Below are 22,373 nucleotides of genomic sequence, written 5' to 3' on the forward strand. Positions count from 1 at the left end.
GATCGTGCGATTCGCATCGACCGACCAGTACCTGGACTGCGCGGAGCTGGTCCACGGAGAGGACACCGAGGCAGCCGCGCGAGCCCTGGCCGAACGCGCGGTGCCGCTGGTCCAGCGTGCCGGTTCCGTCGTGTTCCGCCTCGGTCGGCTACGGCTCGGCATCGAGGACAGCCGTGCGCTGAGCAGGGCGATCTGCGAGGCGCTGCGCCGGGCGCTCGTCGCCGGTGGAGCACCGGCCTCGATGCGGCTGGAGCACGATCGTGCGCAGTCCACGCACGTTCCGAGCGGATATCCGACCCGTACGCTGCTGCCGCACCACGACGGCCAGCACTGCTCGTACCTCACCCCGAGCACCCGGGACGACCCGAGCTGGCTGCCGGAGTGGCGCGAGTTCGGCCGGTCCGGATACACCACGACCCCGGCACACAAGATGTACCAGGGGGTGTTCATCGCGGACCCGGGCGAGGCGTTGAGCGTGACGACGTACTACGACTGGCTGGACCTGCTGACAACCGTGTACGCCGAGCGTCACCGCCGCCCGGCCGCCGAGGTACCCCTCGGCGCGGTGGCCGAGTGGTTGGGCCGGAACCTGCGCGCGGCCCTGGACCGGCAGGCCAAGCATGGCAGCCCGTACCCGACGATCGGGGCGATGCTCGGCGTGGAGGAGCCGATGTGGCACGGCCTCTCCTTCCACCACGCCGAGGCCGAACTCTCCGGCGAGGATCGGGAGCGCTACCCGATGTCGGGTCCGTTGGCCAGAGCCTGTCCGTGTGGCGACTGCGTCGGGGACACCGCGCGACTTTTCTGCCACCAGACACTGCTGGCGACCGGACGCGACTGGCGGCAGTTTCGCGCGCGCTGGGAGGTCTGTGCGCCGAGCGAGCGGTTCGACCTGCTCTTCGGGCACAACCTGACCATGCTGCACGGCGGGTTGGCCGGCGGCGGGCACCGGGTGATCGAGCCGATGTGCCTGGTGGTCGACGAGCCGTCGGGTCCCGAGTACGAGGACTGGCTCGCCGCGTCCTGGCGGCGTCGGCTGCCGGTCGGCGAATGATGAGGACCACCGATCCGCCGGCCCGGATCGAGGAGTTCGCCGCCAGCGGCGGGTACACGGACCTGCGGCCGCTTGGCCAAGGGCTGGAGTTCCTGGCCTTCGGTGCCACGGCGGCGGACGGCTCGCCGGTCGTGCTGCGGACAGCGGTCGGTGCCCGGATCCAGTCCAACGCCAATGACCCGTACGTCGACACCCGGCAACTGCTGCGTTGGGAGCAGAGCGTCACGGTCCATCTCACCCGGCTGGGTTTCCCCGTCGCCGCCCCGCGCGAGCTGGTCCTCGGCGAGGTCGACGTGCTGATCAGCGAGTACCTCCCGGACGACGGTCGCGGGGCCGACCAGCAGCAGCTCGGTACCCTGCTACGGCGCCTGCACGACCTTCCGCCGCCGCTGGCCGAACCGGTGGCGGCGGAGGGAACCACCTCGGCCGAGCTGCTGCCTCGGCGGATCGTCCGCCGCTGGCGGGAGCTGGCCGCCCTGGTGCCGGACCTGCCCACCGCGCCGGACACCGAGCGCCTGGCCGCCGAGCTGGCCCGCCCCCGTCCCGGCGCTCTGGTCCACCTCGACGTCCGGGCGGCCAACCTGCGCTGCACCGCCGGCCGGGTGCGGGGCCTGATCGACTGGTCGAACGCCATGGTCGCCGACCCCGTCCTGGAGCTGGCCCGGCTGGCGGAGTTCGCCCGGCTGCCCGGCAACGGGCTCGATCTCGACGCGGTCCTGGCCGGCTACGGGTGTTCCGGGCTGCCGGACTCGCCCACCACCTCGATCTACCGCCTCGACGCCGCGGTGATGCTCGCCGTGGTCTTCCGCTGCGAGGCACCCGATCCGCAGTTGGGCTCCCGGGCGGTCGACCGCCTCCGCGAGCTGCGGGCCCAGCTCGACCGGGAGCTGAGCCGATGAGGCACGTACTGCTGGTCGGCGGCGGCAGCCCGCTTCCGCAGCGGATCCGTTCCCTGCGCGACCCGGTGCGGACCTCGGTCATGGTGCGTAACCGCAACTTCGGCGATGTCCCGGAACCCGGCGAGAACGTCCGGGTCCTCGGCATGCGGGACGAGGCTCCGGCCGAGGAGTGGGTACGGACCGCGGCGGCGATCCACGAGTGCGACCCGTTCGACGGGATCGGCGCCTTCGCCGAGGACGACCAGGACAAGGCGGCGGCGATCGCCGCGAAACTCGGGCTGCGCTTTCACGCCGTGGGCACCGTCGAGTCGGTGTACGACAAGCTCCGGATGCGCGAGCGGCTGGCCGCCGCCGGAGTCGAGACGGTCCCGGCCGTCGCGGTGGAGTCCGCCGACGACGTGCGCGCGTTCGCCCGCCAGGTCGGCTACCCCGTGATCGTCAAACCGCGGACCGGTACCGGAAGCGCCGGTGTGGTGGCCGTCCGGGCCGAGCCGGACGTCGCCGAGGCCGTCGACTGGGCGGTCGGCACCGGCGTCCACGGAAACCGCCTGGTCATGGCGGAGCCGCTGCTCACCGGCCGGGAACTGACGGTGGAGGCGTTCTCCGAGGACGGCGTGCACCGACTGGTGGGCACGACACAGAAGTCTCGGAGCCCCCGGCACTACGTCGACGTCGGCCACTGGATGCCGGCGACCCTGCGCCCCGACGAGACCGACCTCGTCTGGTCGCACGTCGCCCGGATGCTGGACGCGCTGGGCATCGGGTACGGGCCGACGCACACCGAGCTGATCCTGACCGGGGCCGGACCGCGCGTGGTGGAGACACACATCCGCTGTGCGGGCGACCACCTGCCGGTGCTGGCGCAGGACGTCCGGGGAGTCGACCTGTACGAGCTCACCGCCCGGCAGGTGGCTGGCGAGCGGGTACTTCCGGTCCTGGACCAGCAGCTCGCGAACCCGGCGAGCGGCGGTGCCGCGGTCTGGTACGCGGCCCCGGCCGCACGGGGAGTGCTGGTCTCCGTCGACAACCTGGCGGAGGCGCAGGCGCTGGAGGGGGTCCGGGCCATCGAGGTGCTGGTGCCGCAGGGCAGCGACTTCGACGGCATCCGGGTGTCGGACTCGTTCGGGCGGGTAGTGGGCTGCCGGGCCGTGGGCCCGGACGGGGAGCGGGCCGCGCGGACCGCGCGCGAGGCGTTGGCGGCACTGGTCTTCGCGGTGCGCTGTACGGTGACGGACAACGACTTTGACTGACCGGATCGCGACCTCGCTGGCGGACATCGAAGCCGCTGTCTGGGACCGTGCCGGGTGCAGCTCCTCGGTCTACCTCACCCACGCCTGGCTCTGCTCGGTCGAGGGACGAATCTCGCCGACGCAGTTCTACCTGCTCTCCGGCCCTGACTCGCGACCCAGCGGGCGGCTCAGCTGTTACCTGCTCCCCGAGCCGGCCGGGAACTACGCGACCTTCGATCCGGTCGAGACGCTGCTCGTCGCGGACTCGCGCGCCCGGGTGACCGGGTACGGCGCCGAGGGGGACGCCGACGCCTACGATGCCGCGCTCGCCGAGGTGGCCCGGAATCGCGCCACGCTGTATCCGGCGCTGGTCTGCGCGGTGCCGAACGGCTACCTGGCCGGGATCGACCGGGCGCGCACCGGCGGCCCCGACCCGGACCGAGCCGCCCCGGACCGAGCCGACCCGGACGGAACCGACCCGGACGGAGCCGTGCTGACGCACCTGCTCGACCGCTTCGAGGCACTGGCCCGCTCGGTGGGGGCGCGTACGGCCGCCGTGCTGTACGTGCCGGACGGCGACCTCGCCCTGGCCCGGCAGTTGCGGGTTCGCGGCTACGTGGAGGCCGTGGCCGGCGCGAACAGCGTGCTGGAGGTCCCCGCCGGCACCTTCGAGGACTACCTGGGCGGCCTGCGCGGCATCAGGGCCAGGAAGGAGGTCGAGCGTTTCCGGGGGTACGGCCTCACCGTCGAGATCTGCGACAGTTCGGTCCTCGACGAGCGCCTTGCCGAGCTTCAGCTCCAGCACTACCGGCAGTACGGGTTGCGGGGATCGCTGGACCACGTGCTGCGTTCCTTCCGGGAAACCCGACGGCATCTCGGGGACAAGCTGCGGGTCATCCGGGTCCACCGGAGGGAGACGATCGTCGGCTTCCACTCCGGTTTCCGGTACGGACGCAGCCTCTTCAGCCGCTACGGGGCCTTCGACAGGGACCTGCTCGGCCGGGAGACCTTCGCGCACTTCAACCTCCAGTACTACGAGATGGTTCGGCTGGCGCAGGCGGAGGGGGTGCGGGAAATCCACTATGGACTGGGCAGCTATCCGACCAAGGTGCGCCGGGGTTGCCGGCTCGACGCGTTGCGCACCTTCGTCCGACCGATGGCCACCGGGCCGGCGACGTCGGCCCTGGCCACCTGCTGGCGCCTGCTCGGCCGGGCGAACGAACGCGAGATCGCCGCGGTGACGGGAGGGGTGCAGCATGACACGTGACGCCGAGGCGTATCTCTTCGACGGCGCCGGTACCCTCTTCGACTGCCACCCGACGCTCGCCGAGTACATCGCGCAGACCAGCCGGAGCTTCGGGTTCACCATCGAGCCGGCCGACGCCGGGCAGGCGCTGGCCACGGTCGGCGGCGCGTACGGTTGGCCGGACGACACCGATGACGTCGCGGCGCGGAAGGCCGGATGGCTGGCCTTCTTCGACCGGGTACTGCTGACCTGCGGTGCCCGGCACCACCGGGCCGAGCACGCCGAGGTGGTGGCGAACTTCGTGCTCGACCCGGGCAGCTACCTCCGCTACGACGATGCCCTGCCCATCCTGCGCGCGGTGCGGGACGGTGGGCTCAAGCTCGGGCTGGTCTCCAACTTCGACAGATGGCTGCGGGACGTGTTGCGGAAGCTGGACCTGCTGGACTACTTCGACGTGGTCACGATCTCGACCGAGGTCGGCGTGGCGAAGCCGGATCCGCGCATCTTCCGGGCGGCGCTGGGCCAGCTCGGCGTACCCGCCGGGCGTTCGGTCTTCGTCGGCGACTCGCTCCTCGCCGACGTGGCCGGCGCGCAGGCCGCCGGCATGATCCCGGTGTTGCTCGACCGCGACGGCACCCACCCGGACCATCCGGGGTGGCGGGTGCGGTCCCTCGACGAGCTGCACCGGTGCATTGCGACCGGTCCGGGCAGGGGGTGACGGTGACCGATCCACCCCGGGTGACCGTGGCCGGGTCGCTCTCGGAGGTCGAGCCGGCCCGGTGGGCGAGCCTGGCCACGGGCTGGCCGGTCGAGCTGTCGCACGCCTGGCTCAGGGCGGAGGAGGGCCGGACCGCCGCCGCGCAGTGGTACCTGCTCGCCTGGCGCCCCGACGGCCGGTTGCTCGGAGCCCTTGCCGCCTACCTGTTCGACGGCCCCATCACGCACACCGCTTACCCGGTGCAGAGCGTACTGCGCGGCACCTCGCAGGATCTCGACCCGGCGCTGCATCCCAGCCTGGTCTGCGTGGCACCCGGGTCCTACCGTCCAGGACTGCTCTCCGACCGGACGCTGGACCCGGAGTCGACCATGCGGGTCCGGGAGGCGCTCCTCACGGCGTTCGAGGAGCACGCGCGCGACCTCGGCTGCGCCGCGATCTCGGTCATGCACGTCTCCGGCGGAGACACCGGGCTGGCCGGGTTGCTGGCCGGACGCGGGTACGCGAAGGCTCTGGTGAGCGCCGACGCCGTGCTCCGGGTGCCGGCCGGCTCGTTCCCCGACTACCTGGCAACGCTGCCCCCGGACCGGCGCCGCAAGGTACGTCGAGAGCGGCGGACGTTCCTGGACAGCGGCGTCACGGTGCACGCCGGGGGCGCCGAGCTGCTCACCGAGAGCCTGGCACCACTGCTGGTGGATCACTACCGACGGTACGGCCACCCGGCGGACGAGCGTGGTGTGCTCGACCGGTTCCACCGCGTCCGGCGACAGGGCGAGCTACGGGTCTTCCTCGCCCGTGCCGGCGACGAGATCGCCGGCTTCTCCGCGTTCTTCACCGACGGCGCGGACCGTCTCGTGGGCCGGCTGTACGCCGCGCGGTCGGCCGGCGCGTTCGAGTACTTCAACCTGGTCTACTACGAGCCGATCACGGCGGCCGCCCGAGACGGAATCCGGGCGATCCACTACGGCTCGGAGTCGTTCGACGCGAAGGTGTTCCGCGGCTGCACCCTTCGCCCGCTGTACGGACACTTCGGGTCGGTCGCCGGTCACGCCGGGACGCTGTCCCGGATGGCGTACGAGCGTTGCGCGGCGGAACGGACGAGGTTGCGCGACTTCGTGCCGTACCTGGCGGAGTGATCGTCGGATGACGTCGTCGGCGGGTGGGGTCTACGCCGCCCTGGCGGAGCGGCGGTTCCGGTCGTACTGGATCAGCCAACTGCCGTCGCTGCTGGGTGACGCCCTCGTCCCGGTGACGCTGAGTTTCGCGGTGCTCGGCGGGGGCGGCTCGGCGGCCGATCTCGGCCTGCTGCTTGCCGCACAGTTGCTTCCGCAGATCCTGCTGCTGGGCCCCGGTGGGGTACTCGCCGACCGCGTGTCGCGGGTTCGGCTGATGGTCGCCGCCGACGTGCTGCGCGGTCTTGCCCAACTGACCACCGCTGCCCTGCTGCTCACCAACCAGACGTGGCTTTCGATGGTCCTCCCGCAACTGCTGCTCGGCGCGGCGGCGGCGGTGTTCCGGCCGGCCGCGTACGGGTTGATCCCTTCGCTGGTCTCGAAGCCCCGGCTGCACAGCGCCAACGCCCTGGTCACCGCGTCGACGACGGTCACGGCGATGGTCGGCCCACTGATCGCCGCGCTGCTGCTGGCCGTGATGCCGGCCGGCCTTGTCGTCGCCGTGGACGGCCTGAGCTATCTGGTCAGCGCGTTCGCGCTGGTGGTGTTCCGGCTCGGCGGCAGGGCACCGGACCGGTCCGGGCACCAGAGCTTTCTGCGTGACGCCCGGGCCGGCCTCACCGAGATCCGGACGCGTCCCTGGATCTGGATCGGCCTGATCTGCACCGCCGTCTCCCTGACGCTGGTCACCTCACCGTTTCTGGTCCTCGGACCGCTGGTGGCCGAGAGGTCCTTCGGCGGGGCGTCGACCTGGGCGGTCTGGCTCGTCGCCTTCAGCATCGGCGAGTTGGTTGGCAGTTATCTCGCGGCACGGGTCAGACCGGAACGTCCGGCCCTGTGGGCGTCCGCCGCGCTGATCCTGTTGGCGATCCCACCCCTGCTCCTGGCCCTACCCGCGTCCGCGCCCGCGATCACCGCGGCGGAGGCCGGTGCCGGCCTGGCCATCGGCTGGCACGCCGTGCTCTGGTCCACCGCCATACAGTCCGACGTGCCCGACGAGGCGATGTCCAAGGTGGGCGCGATGGTGACCTTCGGCTCGTTCGCCCTGCAACCGCTCGGCTTGGCGGTCACCGGCCCGTTCTCCGAAGTTGTGGGTGTCGAAACGGTCTTCTGGATCGCCAGCGTCAGCGCACTCCTCTCGACCGGCGTCCTCGTCGCCTCACGGTCGATCCGACGCTTCGTGGTCGTGCCGGCGTCGTCGGCCTGACACGTCCGCGCGAAACCGGTTCCGGAGCACCGGGAAGCGCGCGGAACTGTCGCCGCCACGCGACGGGGAGCAACTGCGGAAATCCGCCGGGAAGCGTGCGGAACTGTCGCTGCGGTGCGACGGGAGCAACTGCGGAATTTCCGCACCCGTGACCGCCGCACACCGGAGGCGTGCGAGAGCGGGGTCTCGCGCTCGTCCGTCGACCCGTTCGCAACCGAGGAACGGCACAGCGGGTGCAGGGCTCTCGATTATGTCATGGTCGGCTCCGTTCGTCGGCGCTTTGCCGGGACCGATCCGGTCAGCGAATACGGGGCCGCGACGGCCTTGCTGGTATCAGTCGGGTGCTCCTAAGCTGGCTGAAACGATCCGCCCGTAGCCTCGCCGATCCTGCGTTTGTGTCGGCGCCGGGCAGTACAGCGAATGGACGTGGTTGCCATTTCTCGTCAAAGCCTCGATCTGCCGCGCTGGCCACAGTTCGACGATAGGGAAAAAGCGGCCCTGCTCCGCGCACTCGAGCAGAGCGGATGGTGGCGCTTTGACGGGCACGAGGTCTCGGAGTTCGAAAAGGAGTTCGCCGGCTATCACGGCGCGCGTAGGGCACTGGCGGTGACCAGCGGCACCCATGCGTTGGAACTCGCGCTCCAGGTCGTCGGTGTGGGGCCCGGCACGGAGGTCATCGTGCCGGCGTTCACCTTCATCTCGTCCTCCCAGGCGGCACAGCGACTCGGCGCGGTGGCCGTGCCCGTCGACGTCGACCCCGTCACCTACTGCATGGACGTGCCGGCGGCGGAGGCCGCGATAACCGAGAGGACCCGCGCGATCATGCCGGTGCACATGGCCGGCCTGCTCGCCGGCATCGACGCGCTCGGCAAGCTGTCCGACGATTCCGGTGTGCCCCTGGTGCACGACGCGGCGCACGCCCACGGTGCGCAGTGGCGCGGACTGCGGCTCGGCGAGCTGGCCTCCATCGCCACCTACAGCTTCCAGAACGGCAAGCTGATGACGGCGGGCGAGGGCGGCGCGGTGACCTTCTCCGACGCGCAGGAGTACGAGGCGGCCTTCTTGCGGCACAGCTGTGGGCGCCCGCGAGCCGACCGCGCATACCGGCACGAGGTGTCGGGGTCGAACTTCCGCATGAACGAGTTCTCGGCGAGCGTGCTGCGCGTGCAGCTTGCCAGGCTCGACGAGCAGATCGACATCCGCGAGCGGCGCTGGCCGGTGCTGGCGGACCTGCTTGCGCGAATTCCCGGCGTACTTCCGCAGGGATCGGACGAGGGGTGCACCCGCAACCCGCACTACATGGCGATGTTCCGGGTGCCGGGGATCACGGCGGAGCGGCGTCAGACACTGGTGGACGAGATGGTCGCCCGTGGGGTGCCGGCATTCGCGGCGTTCCGGGCGATCTATCGCACCAGCGCCTTCTGGGAGGCGGCGGCCCCCGCCGAGGATGTCGAGAGCATCGCTCGTCGATGCCCGAACGTCGAGGCGATCACGAACGACTGCATCTGGCTGCACCATCGCGCACTGCTCGGCACCGAAGAGCAGATGTCCGCCATCGCGGAGGTCGTTTCCGACGTGGTCGGAAACACCGTCGCCTCGTCGTAGCGGTGCCAGTCAGGGGGAGTTCGCAATGTCCGAGGAGACCGTTCCTTGCCATTCTTCGGCCGCTCGGCCAGGTCTCGTGACCGGTACCGCACTGCGGGGCGTGGTCTTCGACCTCGACGGCGTACTCGTGAATTCCTTCGATGTGATGCGCCTCGCGTTCGACCATGCGTTCCGGGAGGTGGTTGGCGACGGTGAGGCGCCCTTCGAGGCTTACCGGCAGCATCTCGGCGGATATTTTCCCGACATCATGCGACTGATGGGTCTCCCGCCGGAGTTGGAAGGCCCCTTCGTACGCGAGAGCTATCGGCTGGCACACCAGATCAATCTGTACGACGGCGTCGGCGAGATGCTGGTCGAGTTGCGCGAGCGTGGCATCCGCTGCGCTGTCGCCACCGGAAAGAGCGGTCCCCGGGCCCGGTCACTTCTTGACGGGCTGGGCGTGTTGGAGATTTTCGACTGCGTCGTGGGGTCGGACGAGGTCGACCGGCCCAAACCCGCTCCCGACATCGTACGCCGGGCCCTGTACCTGATGGACGTCGACAGGGATGCCGCGGTGATGATCGGTGACGCGGTCTTCGACGTCATGAGTGCTCGCGCCGCGGGTGTCGGCGCCGTCGCCGCACTCTGGGGAGAGTGCGACCGCGAGGTGCTGCTGGCGGCAGGTCCGGACGCGAGCGTGGAGAACCCCGCGGAGTTCCTCGCCCTGCTGCGTGCCCGGGACGGCGCGGCCGGGTCGCCGCGACGAGACGACCGCGCGACATGAACGTACGCCGGGGTCCGGTTACCACCTGGAGGGACGGTGCAGGATGGTCGTGACAATCGAACGGATCCTGGTCGACTGCCGAGAAGCCAGGCTTGTCGTCGGCGATGCCGCATGGTCGTCCGAGGAGCTTCTTCGCTGCGGTGGGCGACTCGCCGAGGAGATTTCCAGCCGCTTCGACGGGTTGCGGCTCCTGACGGTTTCCAGCGCGAACGCCGCCCTGCTCGTGGTCGCCGCAGTCGCGGCCGGTCGCCTGGGCGTGCCCGTACTCCTCCTCGACCCCGAGGCCACCAGCACCTCGACCGGGTATGCCGACGACGTCCTGATCAGCGACCACCGAGTTCCCGACTGCGACCAGGGTGTCACGATCAGCCCGAGCCTTGCGTGTTGGCTGGCCGGGCGCACGAGCGGGAGCGTCTGCGCCCTGCCGGGCGACTCGATCCTCTTCCAGACCTCCGGCTCGACGGCCACGCCCCGGGCGGTGGTGAAGTCCGTCGCCGCCGTCGTCCGGGACAGTGCGCGGGTGGCCGACCATCTCTACGGCGATATCTCCTCCGCCGAGGTTGTCTGCGCCGCGCCGGTCTTCCACTCCTACGGGTTCACGCACGGGCTGCTTGCCGGCCTGCTCGTCGAGGCGAGAACGGTGTTCCGGTCGCCGTCGTCACCGCCTCTCTCGCTGGCCAGGGCGGCGGCCCGGTCGGGGGCGAGCACCCTGATCGCGCTGCCGACCCAGGTGCAGATGATCGCCGGATCCCGACCGTCGGAATTTGCCGGACTGAAGCAGGTGGTCTCGGCCGGCGCGCCACTCCGCACGGAGACGGTGCTGCGGGTCTGCGGCGACTTCGGCTTCCGTCTCCGCAACGCGTACGGGGCGTCGGAGGTCGGCACGTGTGCGATAGGGACCCTGACGGCGACGTCGGCGCCGGGCAGTGTCGGCGAGCCGTTGGACGGGGTCGACGTCCGGGTCGAGCCCGGAGACGGCGAACTCATGGTCAGAAACGACTCGTTCGCCGTCGGCTATCTCGCCGACGGGCTGCTCCGTCCGCTGCCGACCGAGGACGGTTGGTACCGCACCGGCGACCTCGCGCAACGGGACGCGGACGGCGTTCGGATCACCGGACGCCGGGACGACCTCATCAATATCGCCGGCCGCAAGACTCGCCGTTCCCGCCTGGAGGCCGTCCTCGCGGCTCATCCGGACGTGCTCGAGGTTCAGGTGGTCGTCGCAGAGGACGAGGTGCGCGGCGCGGTTCCGGTAGCCAGAGTCGTCGTCAAGCCGGGGCATCCACGGCCCGACATCGTGGGGTGGAGTCGGAGCAGGCTCGACCCGTTCGAAGCGCCGCGCCAGGTCGAGTGGGTGGACCGGCTGCCACGGTCCGCAACGGGAAAGCTGATCTACGCGGCCAGTCCCACCGAGGCCCAGCGTTGACGGCCGAATGAGTGCCTGGGAGGAAAAGCATGTCAAGCAGTGACCGGGAGGCATGCGTGTCGCCCGAGAGCGAGATCGTCGACCTGTACCAGATCAGGGACGAGTTCTACCGGGACCCGCATGCCGTGATGAAGTCCTTACAGGAATCCGGGCCGGTGCACCGGGTCCGACTACCGAACGATCTGGACGCCTGGCTGGTCGTCGGCGCCGACGTGATCCGTGAACTCCTCTCGGAGCCGACGTTCGTCAGTGGCCCGCGATTCCTCGGTGTCGCGCAGGAGGACACGGGCGGCAGTTCCACGCTCGGCATGCTCACCTGTGACGAGCCGCGTCACGGGCAGCTGCGCAGCCTGGTCGCCAGCACCTTCAAGCCCCGCGAGGTCGCCCGGCTCGAACCAGGCATCGAGGCGATCGCCAATGACCTCCTCGACCGGCTTCGCGAGGGCGAGGAGGTCGACCTGGTCGAGGCGTTCGCGTACCGGCTGACCCTCGAAGTCATCATCGAGATCCTCGGTGTGTCGTCGGTCGACCGGGCCGCATTCCGCAGGTGGACGAACGAAACCGTGGTGGACGGCGACGACTCCGCGGCCATCCGTGCGGCTCGCAGGCACCTGGAAGACGTCCTGGCGCGGACACTGCGCGAGGGCGACGGCAGCACTCTGGTGGAACGTATCGCGAATGCCGGCGGTACCGCCGACGCGCCGCCGATCTCCTTCGACGAGCTCGTCTCGATGACGTACCTGCTACTGATCGCCGGTCATGAGAGTGCCACCAACCTGATAGCGAACACCCTGGTGACGGTCCTCAACTCGGAGGAACTGGTCGACCAGATCCGCGCCGGGAGCCTGCCGTTCGAGGAGCTCGTCGAGGAGTCGCTGCGGTTCGATCCGCCTTTGATGATTTCGACGAGCCGCATCACCACCTGCCCGGTCTCTGCCGGTGGACGGACGATACCGGGAGGGGGTGAGCGGGTGTTCCTGGCGTGGGCTGCTGCGGAACGAGACCCGTCGGTGGTGCCGGACTCCGACACCTTCGATCCGCACCGTCGACGCACGCGTACGTTGGCTTTCGGCGGAGGTGGCCACTACTGCCTCGGCGCCAACCTGGCGCGCCTCGAGGCCACTGTCGCGCTGCGTACGCTCTTTCGGCGCTTTCCGTCGATGGAGTTGGTGAAGCCGCCACAACGCTGGCGTAGCACCGTGACGCGAGGGATAGAGAGCCTCTTCGTCCGGCTGTAGCGGCCCGCCCGCCGGGCGGGGCGTCCGTAATGCCCACAGAGTCACCCGGTTGACTGCGGAATACCCGCAGTCGAACAGCGGAAGTGTTTGCGCGCCGCCGTTGGCGCCGGTCGCGTCGCGTTTGCGGGCCAGGCCGGGCGATGTTCTCCGACAGCTACGAAACCGTTCGATGCTTGCCGTGTCCGGCGAGGGTCGAAAGGATGTTTTCCACAGGAGCTGCGGAAATGCGGCGCGGTCTCGGAATGGCGAGGCCGGGCATTGGTTGCTCCAGAGTCGAAGTTGATGGGTGGTGTAACGAATGACCTTGCGTGATGGCCTCACGGACGCGGAGATGGCCCGATTCTCCGAGGACGGCTTCCTGCTACTCGGGCGTTTCGTCGACGATGACCAGCTGGCGGTCCTGCGCGGCATCTACGACCAGATGCTGGCCCGGGATCTCGGTGACAGGCTCCTCGGCACCACCTCGGACGGGACGGCCGTGTCCCTCGTGCAGGTGCCGAAGCCCGAGAAGCTGTTCCCGGAGCTGTGGCAGACGTCCTACTTCTCCCGGAGCCGCCGGCTCGCCTCACAACTGCTGGAAACTCCGGAGGAGGAGCTGGAGGGGGTCAGCCACCTCATCCACAAGCAGGCGATGACCGGCCGTGACACGCCATGGCACCAGGACGACGCCTGCTGGCTCGCGCCGGAGTTCCAGACGCACGAGCCCCGCGCGGTGACGATCTGGATCGCCCTGGACGACGCGACCACGACGAGCGGCTGCATGAGCTTCATCCCCGGTTCGCACACGCGCACGGCGCGACACGTCTTCATCGACGACGAGTCGGCGTTCGTGATGGTCGCGGATCCGGCCACCGAGTCGGCACTCCAGTGTCCGATGCGCGCCGGTGAGGCGAGCATCCACCATTGCAGGACCGTGCACTACGCCGGAGCCAACACCTCGGCCCGACAACGCCGGGCGTGGGCGCTGGAGTTCTACGCCTCCCCGGTGCCGCGGTCGGAGCCGGACCCGCGGACCTGGCTGCCGGAGATGCGCGAACGCATGGCCCGCAGAGCTGACCTGCGGCTCATCTAGGCCGACTCGCCCTTGCCCACAACGGTTGGCGAGCCAGCCGTCCTGATTGGAGTGTGCCATGCGGGTGACGGTGATCGGCGGGACCGGGCACGTGGGCGGGTACCTCGTGCCTCGGCTCTCGGCGTCGGGCTGCGACGTGACAGTGGTGACGCGGGGGAAGAGCACGCCGTACCGGAGGCACGGTGCCTGGGACCAGGTCGAGCTGGTGGTGGCGGACCGGGAGGCGGAGGAGGCAGCGGGCACGTTCGGAGAGCGGATCGCGGCGCTCGATCCCGACGTGGTGATCGACATGATCTGCTTCACCGAGGAGAGCGCCCGACAGCTTGTCGAGGCGGTGCGCGGCCGGGTCGGGCACCTGCTGCACTGCGGCACGATCTCGGTGCACGGGCCGAGTCGGGTGTTGCCGACCACCGAGGCGGCGCCGCGCCGGCCGATCGACGAATACGGGATGGGGAAGGCGGCCGTCGAGCGGTACCTGCTCGACCAGGCGCACCGTCACGGGCTGCCCGCGACGGTGATCCATCCGGGGCACATCACCGGACCGGGGTGGGTGCCGGTCAACCCGGCCGGCAACCTGGACCCGGCGGTCTTCCAGCGGCTTGTCGACGGCGCCGAACTGGCCCTGCCCAACCTGGGGCTGGAGACGCTGCAACACGTGCACGCCGACGACGTCGCGGCGCTGTTCACCGCCGCGATGGCGAGCCGGTCCACGGCGGTGGGGGAGAGCTTCCACTCGGTGGGCGCCACCACGCTGACGCTGCGCGGGTACGCCGAGGCCGTCGCCGCCTGGTACGGCCGGGAGGCGAACCTGGTCTTCCAGCCGTACGACCGCTGGCGGGAGAACGTGCCGGACCGAGACGCCCGAGCCACCTGGAACCACATCGCGCACAGCCCGCACTGCTCGATGGCGAAGGCCGAGCGCCTGCTCGGCTACCGTCCCCGGTTCGGTGCGCTGGAAGCTGTCCAGGAGTCCGTCGACTGGCTGGTCGCACACGGCGAGCTGACCGCGCCGGTCTAGCCGGTACGGCGGAAGACCGATCGGTTCTTCTCGTCCCGCCAGTCGATCCAGCTGCGCAGTGGCGCCAGGTCGTATCTCGGGCCGCTGCTGCTGATGGTGAACAGTCGGGTCCCGAGCGCGTAGAGGGCCTCGGCCAGCTCGCCCGGCTCGCCGATGCCGGACGGCCCGGTCACTCCGGCGGACCGCTCGATCTCGACGGGGTCGCGGCCGATGGCGGCGCAGTACCCGTCGAGGACGCGATGCTTGCGCTCGATCTGCGCCGGGTCGCCGATGCCGTGCCAGATGTCCGCGTGCGCGGCGACCAGCTTGAGCGTCCTCTTCTCGCCGCCGCCACCGACCAGCACGGGCACCTTCCGGGTGGGTGCCGGGTTCAGCTTGCCGAGCCGGCTCCGGATCCGGGGCAGCGCCTCGGCGAGATTGTCCAGCCGGCCGCCGGCGGTGCCGAACTCGTAGCCGTATTCGAGGTAGTCCCGCTCGAACCAGCCCGCGCCGATGCCGAGGATCAGCCGGCCGTCGGAGATGTGGTCGACGGTACGCGTCATGTCCGCCAGCAGTTCCGGGTTGCGGTAGCTGTTGCAGGTGACGAGAGCGCCGATCTCGACGCTGGTGGTCGCCTCGGCCCACGCGCCGAGCATCGTCCAGCATTCGAAGTGTTTACCGTCGGGATCGCCGAAGACCGGGAAGAAGTGGTCCCAGGTGAAGATGATGTCGACGCCGATCTCCTCCGCCTCGGCGACCGCCCGGCGGATCTCGGCATAGTCGGCGTGCTGGGGCCACAGTTCCAGGCCGATGCGTACCGGACCGGTGTACGTGCGCACCACGAAATCCAATCCCTCCTCGATCCGGCGCTAGGCGCATCTGGTCTGGTCGGTCACCAGGCGCGGAGAGCGTCTGCGACGCACCGCCCGCCCCAATAAATCAGTTTCGGCGGCCAGGAGCCAGTCGCCGATTCCCGTTCCAATCGCCGCGCACCGAATTCTGGCAGAATGTACGGATGGATTGTTCACCGCAGGCGCGAATCGCCACCGGAGTGCTGGAAGGTGAATGGAAAAACGGGATAGCGGCGTTCCTGGGTATTCCGTTCGCCGCTGCACCCGTCGGTGCGAACCGGTTCGCCGCGCCTCGCCCGGCGCCGCCCTGGGACGGGGTGCGACGTGCCACCGAGTTCGGTTCGGCACCCCCGCAGCCTCGACGGGAGTCGGAGGACGACGACTGGTTGAACCTGGCGGTCTGGACGCCCGACCCCGGCGCGCGGGGTCTGCCGGTGCTGGTCTGGATCAGCGGCGGGGCGTACCTGCAATGCTCCACCGCGAATCCGCACCACGACGGCAGGATCCTGGCGGCCGGCGGCGCGGTGGTGGTCAGCGTCAACTACCGGGTCGGGGCCGAGGGGTGGGCGCACCTGCCCGGTTACCCCGACAACCGGGGGCTGCTCGACCAGATTGCCGCGTTGCGCTGGGTGCGGGAGAACATCGCCGCGTTCGGGGGCGCCCCGGACAACGTCGCCGTGTTCGGCCAGTCGTCCGGAGCCGGGTCGGTGGCCGCGCTGCTGGTGATGCCTCGGGCGGCCGGACTCTTCGACCGGGCCATCGTGCAGAGCCTGCCCGGTACGTACTTCACGTCGGAACTGGCCGCCGAGGTCACCGGCCGCATCCTTGCCGAACTCGACCCTTCCCTCGCCCCGGAGCAGCTCGCCGAGGTCTCCCCGCAACGGCTGACGACCGCGGTGACCCAGATGAGCGAAGAGTTGCTACCGACGATGGCTGCCCGCTGGGGCCCGGTCGCCTACACCCCGACCCCGTTCTCCCCGGTCGTGGACGGTGAAATCCTGCCCGTCACCCCGTGGGAGGGACTGGCCGCCGGCCCGGCGAACCAGGTGCCGATGCTGCTCGGCCACGTCCGCGACGAGGGGCGGCTGCTCGCTGCCCGGCTCGGTCCCGCCGAGGACGCCGCGGTCGACCAAATGATCAACAGTCTTGCCCCGGCGGCGGACGCCGCTCGCTACCGAGCGGACTTCCCGGAACTGGCCGCGGCCGAGCTGCGAGAGGTCGCGCTGGGGGACTGGTTGATGCGGATGCCGACGCTGAAGCTGGCCGAAGCCGCCCACCGCGGACGGGTCCCGGTGTGGCTCTCCGAACTCTGCTGGGGCCACGGACCCGGGGGTGCCGCGCACACCCTGGACGCGTTGCTCGTCTTCGGCACCGCGGACATTTTCGGCGAGGTCACGACGGCCGGATCGGCGAAGGTGGAGGAATACCGCAGGCTCTCGGAGCTGATGCGTACCGAATATCTCACCTTCGCCGCGACCGGCGACCCGGGCTGGTCCCGCTTCGATCCGGACAGGCGCGCCACCCGGATCTACGGTACCGACCCGTCGGTGCGGCCCTACCCGGAACAACGGTCCCAGGCAATATGGTCCGGTCATCGGTACCCGGCCATGGATCGACTCACGACAGTCGCAGGCTGAGGCACCGCCGTCGGCGATGGGCGGCGGCGCCCGGTGGCGTCGAGGCCGGGCCGCCGGTCCTACCGGGGGCGCACGGCCGTCAGCTGCGGCACCCCGGCCGACTGGTAGAGCCGCTCGATGATGTCGATCGTCCGGGTCACCTCGGCGATGGCTGATCCGGGCCGCCCCGGATCAGCCAGCAGCGCCGGCACCAGGTCGAGCTGGCGGCGGTACTCCGCCCCCCGGTCCTGCTGCGGCACGTCGACGGATTCGGCCCGCCCGTCCCGGTGCAGCAGCAGGGTCGAGCCGCCAACCCCGTTCGGGCTGAGGCCGAAGGTGCAGGTCAACTCGGCACGGCCGGTGGCGCCGTCGAGCACCACCCGGGTCACGTCGCGCTCGGAATGCGAGGCCCAGGCCGCGCAGACGGTGACGAGCGGGCCGCCCTCGATTTCGAGTACGCCGCGAGCGGTGTCCTCGACGTCCTTCGGAGCGCCGGCGTACGGGGCAGCGTGCGCGGCCGGACCGGTCCCGCGCCAGGTCGCTTCGGTGCCGGCCCGGGCGAGGAAGTCCCCCGACACGGCGCAGGTCACCTGCGTGACCCGCGGCCAGGACAACATCCGCATGCCGATGGTGATCAGGTGCCAGCCCAGGTCGATCAGTGCGCCGCCACCGGCCCGGCGGCGGTCGGTGAACCAGCCGCCCGGAGCGGGAATGCCGCGGGCCCGGATCCACGACAGTTCAACGGCCCGCAGCGGGCCGAGCCGCGGCAGCAGCGTACGCAGGGCCGTGACGTCCGCGCGATGCCAGGCCGCGCTGCCCGCCAGTAGGCGGGCACCACCCACCCGCTCCGCCTCGGCCAACGCCGCCGCCTCATCGGAACTGACGCAGACCGGCTTCTCGACGAACGTGGAGATTCCCCGCTCCAGCAGCGAGATCGCGATCGGGGCGTGCAGGTGATTGGGGGTCACGACCACGGCCAGGTCGACCTCGTCGGGACGGAGGTCGCCGGGCTCGTTCAGCAGCCGTGCGGCGGGGAACCTGCCGCCGGCCCACCTGACCGCGACGGGGTCCGGGTCGTGCACGGCGACGACGGTGAACCCGGGATGACCGCCGAGCAGCGGCGCCCAGAGCTCGTGGACGGCCCAGCCGAGGCCGATGAGCGCCAGCCGGACCGGGGCGACGTCGGACACCAGCGCCGCGCTCCGCCGCCGGCCGGCTCCCCGGACCGGACCCGGCGGGCGTGCACCCGTGCCGGGGGAGACACCGCTTCCGGTCACCGGGGGCAGCCGACCAGTCGAACGATGCTCTCCGCCAGCGAGCTGACCGAGGCCGCGCTCTGGATCGTCTGGTCCTCGTCGGCGAGGTCGACGCCGAACTCGTCTTCCGCCCTGGCGAGCAACTGGACGATGGCGATCGAGTCGAACCCGGCGAACTGGGTGAGTGAGGTCTCCTCGTCGATCCCGGACTCCGCGCAGCTCGGCACCAGCTCCACCACCCAGGCCATCAGTCGCCGCACCACCGCCGAACGCTCAACCATCTCCGCTTCGTTCATCAAGAGAGACCTCTCCTTCCGTATCAACAGCTTCGGTCAGCGCCACCCTGAAGGCGTCGACCGCTGGCAGGTGACGACCCTCGGTCAGTACGGCGAGTGCGAAAGCCTCCATCGCGACGAGGATGTCGCGCGGTTCCGCCACGGGCAGGTAGCTGCGGTCGATCAGAACTGCCGGCGCCGGCCCGCCCGCTCCGTTCCGCACCTCGACGTGGAACTTGTCGTCGTAGTACCGAAGACCCTGGGGCGGTCCGATGACGGTCCGGGAGCGGAGCGAATGGATCGCGGGAACGGACCGGAGCCGCTGCGGCCGGGAACTGGCCGCGGCGTCCCGGAAGTCGTTGTGCATGGCGTCGAACCTGGTCGGATCGACGATCGCCTCCAACTCGTCGGTGCGGTACCTGCCCATCGAGTAACCACGGATGCTGGCCGCCATGGAGCGCCGGACAACCTCGTCGAACACCGCGTCGCCCACCTCGACGTCGAAGGCGCACGCCTGCGACAGATTGCCGATGTAGCGCTTCTCGGCGTCGGTGAACCGGTTCGAGATCATGCAGCGGAGCACAGCGGTAGGGCGGTCCGACAGTGCTGACACCGCCGTCGCCGACAGGGCCACGTAAACGGCCGGCGAGGTGACCGCGTTCCGGTCGGCGATCCGGTCGAACGCGCACCCGAGTGCCGGGGAGAACATCGAGGCGCGCATCCAACGCGGCTCGCGGTCGGCAGGCAGCCGGCTCGGGAAGTTCGTGACATCGGCCCGCTCCACGAACCGCTTCCAGCGGCCGATCGTCCGCGCGTTCCGCAGCACGCCCGTCGGGGTGCCCTCCGCCAACGCTCTCGCCACCGGTGTCAGCAGGGCCCGGTCGTCGCCGTACCGGTGGTCGCCGTTCAGCCGCGCGGTGAACTCCTCCACCAGGCGGTTACGGGCCAGTCCGTCGATCGACAGGTGCGACACCACGATCAGCAGCCAGGCGGGACGCCCCTCGACGTGCACGACGCCGAATCGCGCGGGGAGTTCGGAGTCGAAGTCGAACGACCGATCGGCCAGCCGATCGAGGAGGCCATCCAGCGACTCCTCGGTGCCCTGCTCCACCACCACCTCGACCCCACCCGCCCCGACCACCTCCTGCCGGCCGGAGCCATCCGCCGAGTCGAAGTAGCGGGTCCGCAGCGCCTCGTGCTTGACGAGCATTTCCCGGATCACCGACAACACGTCGTCGAGTGAGCAGCCGGCCGGTATCTCGACCCTGAAACGGACGTTCAGATAGGTGTCGTAGGGATGGAATTTCTTGACCGCTCCCCACATCCCGAACTGGGACCATGTCATCGGCGCGACAGCGCCGGTCAGGCCCGAAAAATGCACGGTCGTCGACGTGGTTGACGAGGCATTCATTGTGGCTCGACCTCCTGGTGATTGGCTGCCCGGCACGCATGGTCTGGCCTCGGTGCGGATGCCCGTCGAGAGTGCGGAAAGCTTCTCTGTCAGCCGGCAGCCTTCGGTCAAAGTAGGGATCTCCCGAGCGGGAGTCAAACGTTTCCGTCTCCCGCCGGACACCTCCCGACAGGGCCGCGGTCGCCGTACGCCCCGGGACGGTCAGGCGCCGGTGAGGACCTCGGTGAACCGCTCGACGAGAGCGATGGCCTGGGCGGGGTTGAGGCGGGGATCGCACGCCGATCTGTATCGGGAGCGGGCCGGCCCCGGACCCAACTCCGCGCAGTTCTCCACGCATTCGGTCACCTCGTCCGGGGTCATCTCCAGATGCAGCCCACCGGGCTGGACCCGGTGCCGGTGCAGCACCGCACAGAACCGCTCGACCTCCTCGGTCATCCGCCGCATAACGCGGGTTTTCAGCCCCCGGGCCGAGCGGACGGTGTTGCCGTGCATGGGGTCGCTGAGCCACACGACGCGGGCCGCGTCCTCGCCCAGGGCGCGGACGACGGGCGGCAGCCGCTCACCGATCCGGTCGGCGCCCATCCGGACGATCAGACTCAGGCGGCCGGGTGGCCTCGTCCCGGCCAGTCGCGAGACCAACGCGGCTGCCTCGGCCGGGTCGACGCCCGGCCCGATCTTCACCCCGATCGGGTTGCTGACGCTGGCGGCGAATTCGACGTGCGGCCCGCCGACGTCCCGGGTGCGTTCGCCGATCCAGACCGTGTGGGCCGACGAGGCGAAGACCCCGCCCCGGATCGGGTCGGGGCGTACGAGGGCGCGCTCGTACTCCAGCAGCAGCGCTTCATGGCTGGCGTACGTGGTCCGGCCCGACGCGAGGGTGCGCAGTCCGCGGGCGGCGTGCGAGTAGGCCAGCAGCAGCCGGTGCGGGTCGGGCCGCCGAGCTGCCGCTGTCGGGGTCCGGTCGTTGACCGCGTCGCCGAGATACACGGGGATCTCCACCCCGTCGTCGCCGATCTCCACCGATCGTGAACGCGGCTTGGCGTACTGGCCCGCCAACCGTCCGACCAGAATCGGTGCCCGACCCGTACGGCGCAGGCGGCTGCCGAGTTCGTGCAGCTGCGCCGCCTTGGCGCGTACCCGCTCCGGCGCTGAGTCGGTGAACAGCTCGGCGCAGTCGCCCGCCTGTAGGACGACGCTCTCACCCCGGGTAACCGTCGCCAGTTCGTCGGTCAGCCGGGCACAGTCCTCCGCCTCCACCAGCGGCGGCAGCCGTCGCAGGCTGTGCAGTATCCCTCGCAGCACGTCCGGCCGCGACCAGATCGGCTGGTACGGCCCGACGAGGTCCGGTACGGCGGTCATGATCTCAGGCATCGCCGTGGTGGTCGGGAAAACGCATGTCGAGTACGCCCTCGATCTCCAGCAACAGTTCGCTCCTACAGATGTCCACGGTGAATATCTCGATGGGAACCCGGGGGCCGACGACCTCGCGAAGCCGCTGGTGCAGGTACGAGGCGTCGGGTCCGTGCCGCACGTAGCCCTTGATCAGGCGGAACGAGTCCAGGTCCACGGTGCCGCCCGACTTCTCCGACACCTCCTTGAGGAGGATCCGGATGTTCTCCAGAGTCGTGTAGCACTGACCTTCGAGATGCCCCAGGCTCACCGACCGGTGCCCGATGATGCTCGCCGTTCCGGACAGGAAGAGCCTTTTCGACGCCGGGAGGAGTGTTGCCCGGGCGAAGCTCGGCGATCGCGGTCCGTATGTCCGAGGGTATTGGTGGGCCGGGACCTGTCGCGGATTCTCGAAGTGGAGTGCGGCACCGGTCCGCTCGGCGAGAAAATAGACCACCACGCCGCCGTCGTGCGCACCGACTCCCGTCGCTGCCGGCAGGCGGGCGGAGATGGCCGTTCCCGCGTCGTCGAACCCCTCGGCCCGGCCCTGACAGAAGTCCCGGTAGATCTCCAGACCTCGGTGGTTCGGCCGGTTGATGTCCGCGATGTAGTTCCACATCCGGACCAGATGTGGATAGTCGAGGTCGGAGATCAGCGCCAGTAGCTGCCGGTAGGCACTCCTGGTCGCATCGCGGTAGCGGTCCGAACGGGGCAACCGGAGGGCGCCGAAGAGATGTGTGCCGTCGCTGCTGTAGACGATGTCGTCGCGGCGGCCCGCCGACACCTCGGAGGTACTCGTCCATATCTCGCGGACGTGAATTCCAGGCGGGTCGCAGGTCGCCACCGCGACCGTCGGATAGCCCGCGTCCAGGTGTGGTGCCGGTGCTCGGGAGCCGAATTCGACGACCCCCATGATATGGCCGTGGTCGGCGGGAGGATCGCCCACAGAGAG

Annotated in this window: 20 protein-coding genes; 14 read left to right on the top strand and 6 right to left on the bottom strand. The window is 70.2% G+C overall.

Going from position 1 to position 22,373, the window contains the following annotated elements:
• Window positions 1-4 precede the first annotated feature (4 nt).
• The 13 genes from C6361_RS34440 to C6361_RS34500 all read left to right on the top strand — a co-directional run bounded on the left by C6361_RS34440 (window position 5) and on the right by C6361_RS34500 (window position 14,644).
• Window positions 5-1,054 (top strand): hypothetical protein, encoded by a 1,050-nt coding sequence (locus C6361_RS34440; RefSeq protein WP_159079621.1) that lies wholly within the window; start codon window positions 5-7, stop codon window positions 1,052-1,054.
• Complete coding sequence (locus C6361_RS34445) at window positions 1,051-1,953, top strand: phosphotransferase family protein (protein ID WP_107270358.1); 903 nt, start codon at window positions 1,051-1,053, stop codon at window positions 1,951-1,953. Before C6361_RS34440 ends, C6361_RS34445 begins: the two co-directional genes overlap by 4 nt.
• The gene (locus C6361_RS34450; protein ID WP_107270360.1) at window positions 1,950-3,203 is read left to right on the top strand and encodes an ATP-grasp domain-containing protein; all 1,254 of its coding nucleotides are present in this window, start codon (window positions 1,950-1,952) and stop codon (window positions 3,201-3,203) included. Before C6361_RS34445 ends, C6361_RS34450 begins: the two co-directional genes overlap by 4 nt.
• Window positions 3,196-4,449, top strand: a complete 1,254-nt coding sequence (locus C6361_RS34455; RefSeq protein ID WP_107270362.1) for a GNAT family N-acetyltransferase — start codon at window positions 3,196-3,198, stop codon at window positions 4,447-4,449. The genes C6361_RS34450 and C6361_RS34455 overlap by 8 nt, the downstream gene beginning before the upstream one ends.
• Complete coding sequence (locus tag C6361_RS34460; protein ID WP_107270364.1) at window positions 4,439-5,146, top strand: HAD family hydrolase; 708 nt, start codon at window positions 4,439-4,441, stop codon at window positions 5,144-5,146. The genes C6361_RS34455 and C6361_RS34460 overlap by 11 nt, the downstream gene beginning before the upstream one ends.
• 2 nt (window positions 5,147-5,148) lie before the next feature.
• Window positions 5,149-6,279, top strand: coding sequence for a GNAT family N-acetyltransferase (locus C6361_RS34465; protein ID WP_159079622.1), 1,131 nt, complete (start codon window positions 5,149-5,151; stop codon window positions 6,277-6,279).
• 7 nt (window positions 6,280-6,286) lie between these two features.
• Window positions 6,287-7,522: an MFS transporter gene (locus tag C6361_RS34470; RefSeq protein WP_107270366.1), complete on the top strand. Its 1,236-nt coding sequence runs from the start codon at window positions 6,287-6,289 to the stop codon at window positions 7,520-7,522.
• Window positions 7,523-7,942: 420 nt separating this feature from the next.
• On the top strand, window positions 7,943-9,127 hold the full coding sequence (locus C6361_RS34475; RefSeq protein WP_107270368.1) for an aminotransferase class I/II-fold pyridoxal phosphate-dependent enzyme: 1,185 nt from the start codon (window positions 7,943-7,945) through the stop codon (window positions 9,125-9,127).
• A gap of 25 nt (window positions 9,128-9,152) precedes the next feature.
• Window positions 9,153-9,890 (top strand): HAD-IA family hydrolase, encoded by a 738-nt coding sequence (locus C6361_RS34480; RefSeq protein WP_107270370.1) that lies wholly within the window; start codon window positions 9,153-9,155, stop codon window positions 9,888-9,890.
• Window positions 9,891-9,939: 49 nt separating this feature from the next.
• Window positions 9,940-11,316, top strand: coding sequence for a class I adenylate-forming enzyme family protein (locus tag C6361_RS34485; RefSeq protein ID WP_159079623.1), 1,377 nt, complete (start codon window positions 9,940-9,942; stop codon window positions 11,314-11,316).
• Window positions 11,317-11,345: 29 nt separating this feature from the next.
• The gene (locus tag C6361_RS34490; RefSeq protein WP_107270374.1) at window positions 11,346-12,554 is read left to right on the top strand and encodes a cytochrome P450; all 1,209 of its coding nucleotides are present in this window, start codon (window positions 11,346-11,348) and stop codon (window positions 12,552-12,554) included.
• 298 nt (window positions 12,555-12,852) lie between these two features.
• The gene (locus C6361_RS34495; RefSeq protein ID WP_107270376.1) at window positions 12,853-13,626 is read left to right on the top strand and encodes a phytanoyl-CoA dioxygenase family protein; all 774 of its coding nucleotides are present in this window, start codon (window positions 12,853-12,855) and stop codon (window positions 13,624-13,626) included.
• 58 nt (window positions 13,627-13,684) lie between these two features.
• Window positions 13,685-14,644 (top strand): NAD(P)-dependent oxidoreductase, encoded by a 960-nt coding sequence (locus C6361_RS34500; protein ID WP_107270378.1) that lies wholly within the window; start codon window positions 13,685-13,687, stop codon window positions 14,642-14,644.
• On the opposite strand, the gene C6361_RS34505 is transcribed toward C6361_RS34500, so the two are convergent.
• The gene (locus C6361_RS34505; RefSeq protein ID WP_199853154.1) at window positions 14,641-15,465 is read right to left on the bottom strand and encodes an LLM class F420-dependent oxidoreductase; all 825 of its coding nucleotides are present in this window, start codon (window positions 15,463-15,465) and stop codon (window positions 14,641-14,643) included. The genes C6361_RS34500 and C6361_RS34505 overlap by 4 nt on opposite strands.
• A gap of 173 nt (window positions 15,466-15,638) precedes the next feature.
• Here C6361_RS34505 and C6361_RS34510 point away from each other — a divergent pair, with 173 nt between their 5' ends.
• The gene (locus tag C6361_RS34510; RefSeq protein WP_107270379.1) at window positions 15,639-17,111 is read left to right on the top strand and encodes a carboxylesterase/lipase family protein; all 1,473 of its coding nucleotides are present in this window, start codon (window positions 15,639-15,641) and stop codon (window positions 17,109-17,111) included.
• Between the two features lie 59 nt (window positions 17,112-17,170).
• Here C6361_RS34510 and C6361_RS34515 read toward each other — a convergent pair whose 3' ends face one another.
• From C6361_RS34515 to C6361_RS34535, 5 genes are all read right to left on the bottom strand, one after another.
• Window positions 17,171-18,280, bottom strand: a complete 1,110-nt coding sequence (locus C6361_RS34515) for a Gfo/Idh/MocA family protein (protein WP_234359185.1) — start codon at window positions 18,278-18,280, stop codon at window positions 17,171-17,173.
• 83 nt (window positions 18,281-18,363) lie between these two features.
• Window positions 18,364-18,627 (bottom strand): acyl carrier protein, encoded by a 264-nt coding sequence (locus C6361_RS34520; protein WP_159079624.1) that lies wholly within the window; start codon window positions 18,625-18,627, stop codon window positions 18,364-18,366.
• Window positions 18,620-20,143, bottom strand: coding sequence for a condensation domain-containing protein (locus C6361_RS34525; protein WP_159079625.1), 1,524 nt, complete (start codon window positions 20,141-20,143; stop codon window positions 18,620-18,622). The genes C6361_RS34520 and C6361_RS34525 overlap by 8 nt, the downstream gene beginning before the upstream one ends.
• Before the next feature lie 90 nt (window positions 20,144-20,233).
• Window positions 20,234-21,403 (bottom strand): 3-deoxy-7-phosphoheptulonate synthase, encoded by a 1,170-nt coding sequence (locus C6361_RS34530; protein WP_199853155.1) that lies wholly within the window; start codon window positions 21,401-21,403, stop codon window positions 20,234-20,236.
• Window positions 21,396-22,334 (bottom strand): FkbO/Hyg5 family chorismatase, encoded by a 939-nt coding sequence (locus C6361_RS34535; RefSeq protein ID WP_159079626.1) that lies wholly within the window; start codon window positions 22,332-22,334, stop codon window positions 21,396-21,398. Before C6361_RS34535 ends, C6361_RS34530 begins: the two co-directional genes overlap by 8 nt.
• Between the last annotated feature and the right edge of the window lie 39 nt (window positions 22,335-22,373).

The organism is Plantactinospora sp. BC1 (genome assembly GCF_003030345.1).
GTDB lineage: Bacteria > Actinomycetota > Actinomycetes > Mycobacteriales > Micromonosporaceae > Plantactinospora.

Bases quoted from the DNA above. Each gene is read 5' to 3' on its own strand.
- C6361_RS34445 (WP_107270358.1), top strand. From the start codon at position 1,051: ATGATGAGGACCACCGATCCGCCGGCCCGGATCGAGGAGTTCGCCGCC.
- C6361_RS34450 (WP_107270360.1), top strand. From the start codon at position 1,950: ATGAGGCACGTACTGCTGGTCGGCGGCGGCAGCCCGCTTCCGCAGCGG.
- C6361_RS34460 (WP_107270364.1), top strand. From the start codon at position 4,439: ATGACACGTGACGCCGAGGCGTATCTCTTCGACGGCGCCGGTACCCTC.
- C6361_RS34470 (WP_107270366.1), top strand. From the start codon at position 6,287: ATGACGTCGTCGGCGGGTGGGGTCTACGCCGCCCTGGCGGAGCGGCGG.
- C6361_RS34475 (WP_107270368.1), top strand. From the start codon at position 7,943: ATGGACGTGGTTGCCATTTCTCGTCAAAGCCTCGATCTGCCGCGCTGG.
- C6361_RS34480 (WP_107270370.1), top strand. From the start codon at position 9,153: ATGTCCGAGGAGACCGTTCCTTGCCATTCTTCGGCCGCTCGGCCAGGT.
- C6361_RS34490 (WP_107270374.1), top strand. From the start codon at position 11,346: ATGTCAAGCAGTGACCGGGAGGCATGCGTGTCGCCCGAGAGCGAGATC.
- C6361_RS34495 (WP_107270376.1), top strand. From the start codon at position 12,853: ATGACCTTGCGTGATGGCCTCACGGACGCGGAGATGGCCCGATTCTCC.
- C6361_RS34500 (WP_107270378.1), top strand. From the start codon at position 13,685: ATGCGGGTGACGGTGATCGGCGGGACCGGGCACGTGGGCGGGTACCTC.
- C6361_RS34510 (WP_107270379.1), top strand. From the start codon at position 15,639: ATGGATTGTTCACCGCAGGCGCGAATCGCCACCGGAGTGCTGGAAGGT.
- C6361_RS34520 (WP_159079624.1), bottom strand. From the start codon at position 18,627: ATGGTTGAGCGTTCGGCGGTGGTGCGGCGACTGATGGCCTGGGTGGTG.
- C6361_RS34530 (WP_199853155.1), bottom strand. From the start codon at position 21,403: ATGCCTGAGATCATGACCGCCGTACCGGACCTCGTCGGGCCGTACCAG.
- C6361_RS34535 (WP_159079626.1), bottom strand. From the start codon at position 22,334: ATGGGGGTCGTCGAATTCGGCTCCCGAGCACCGGCACCACACCTGGAC.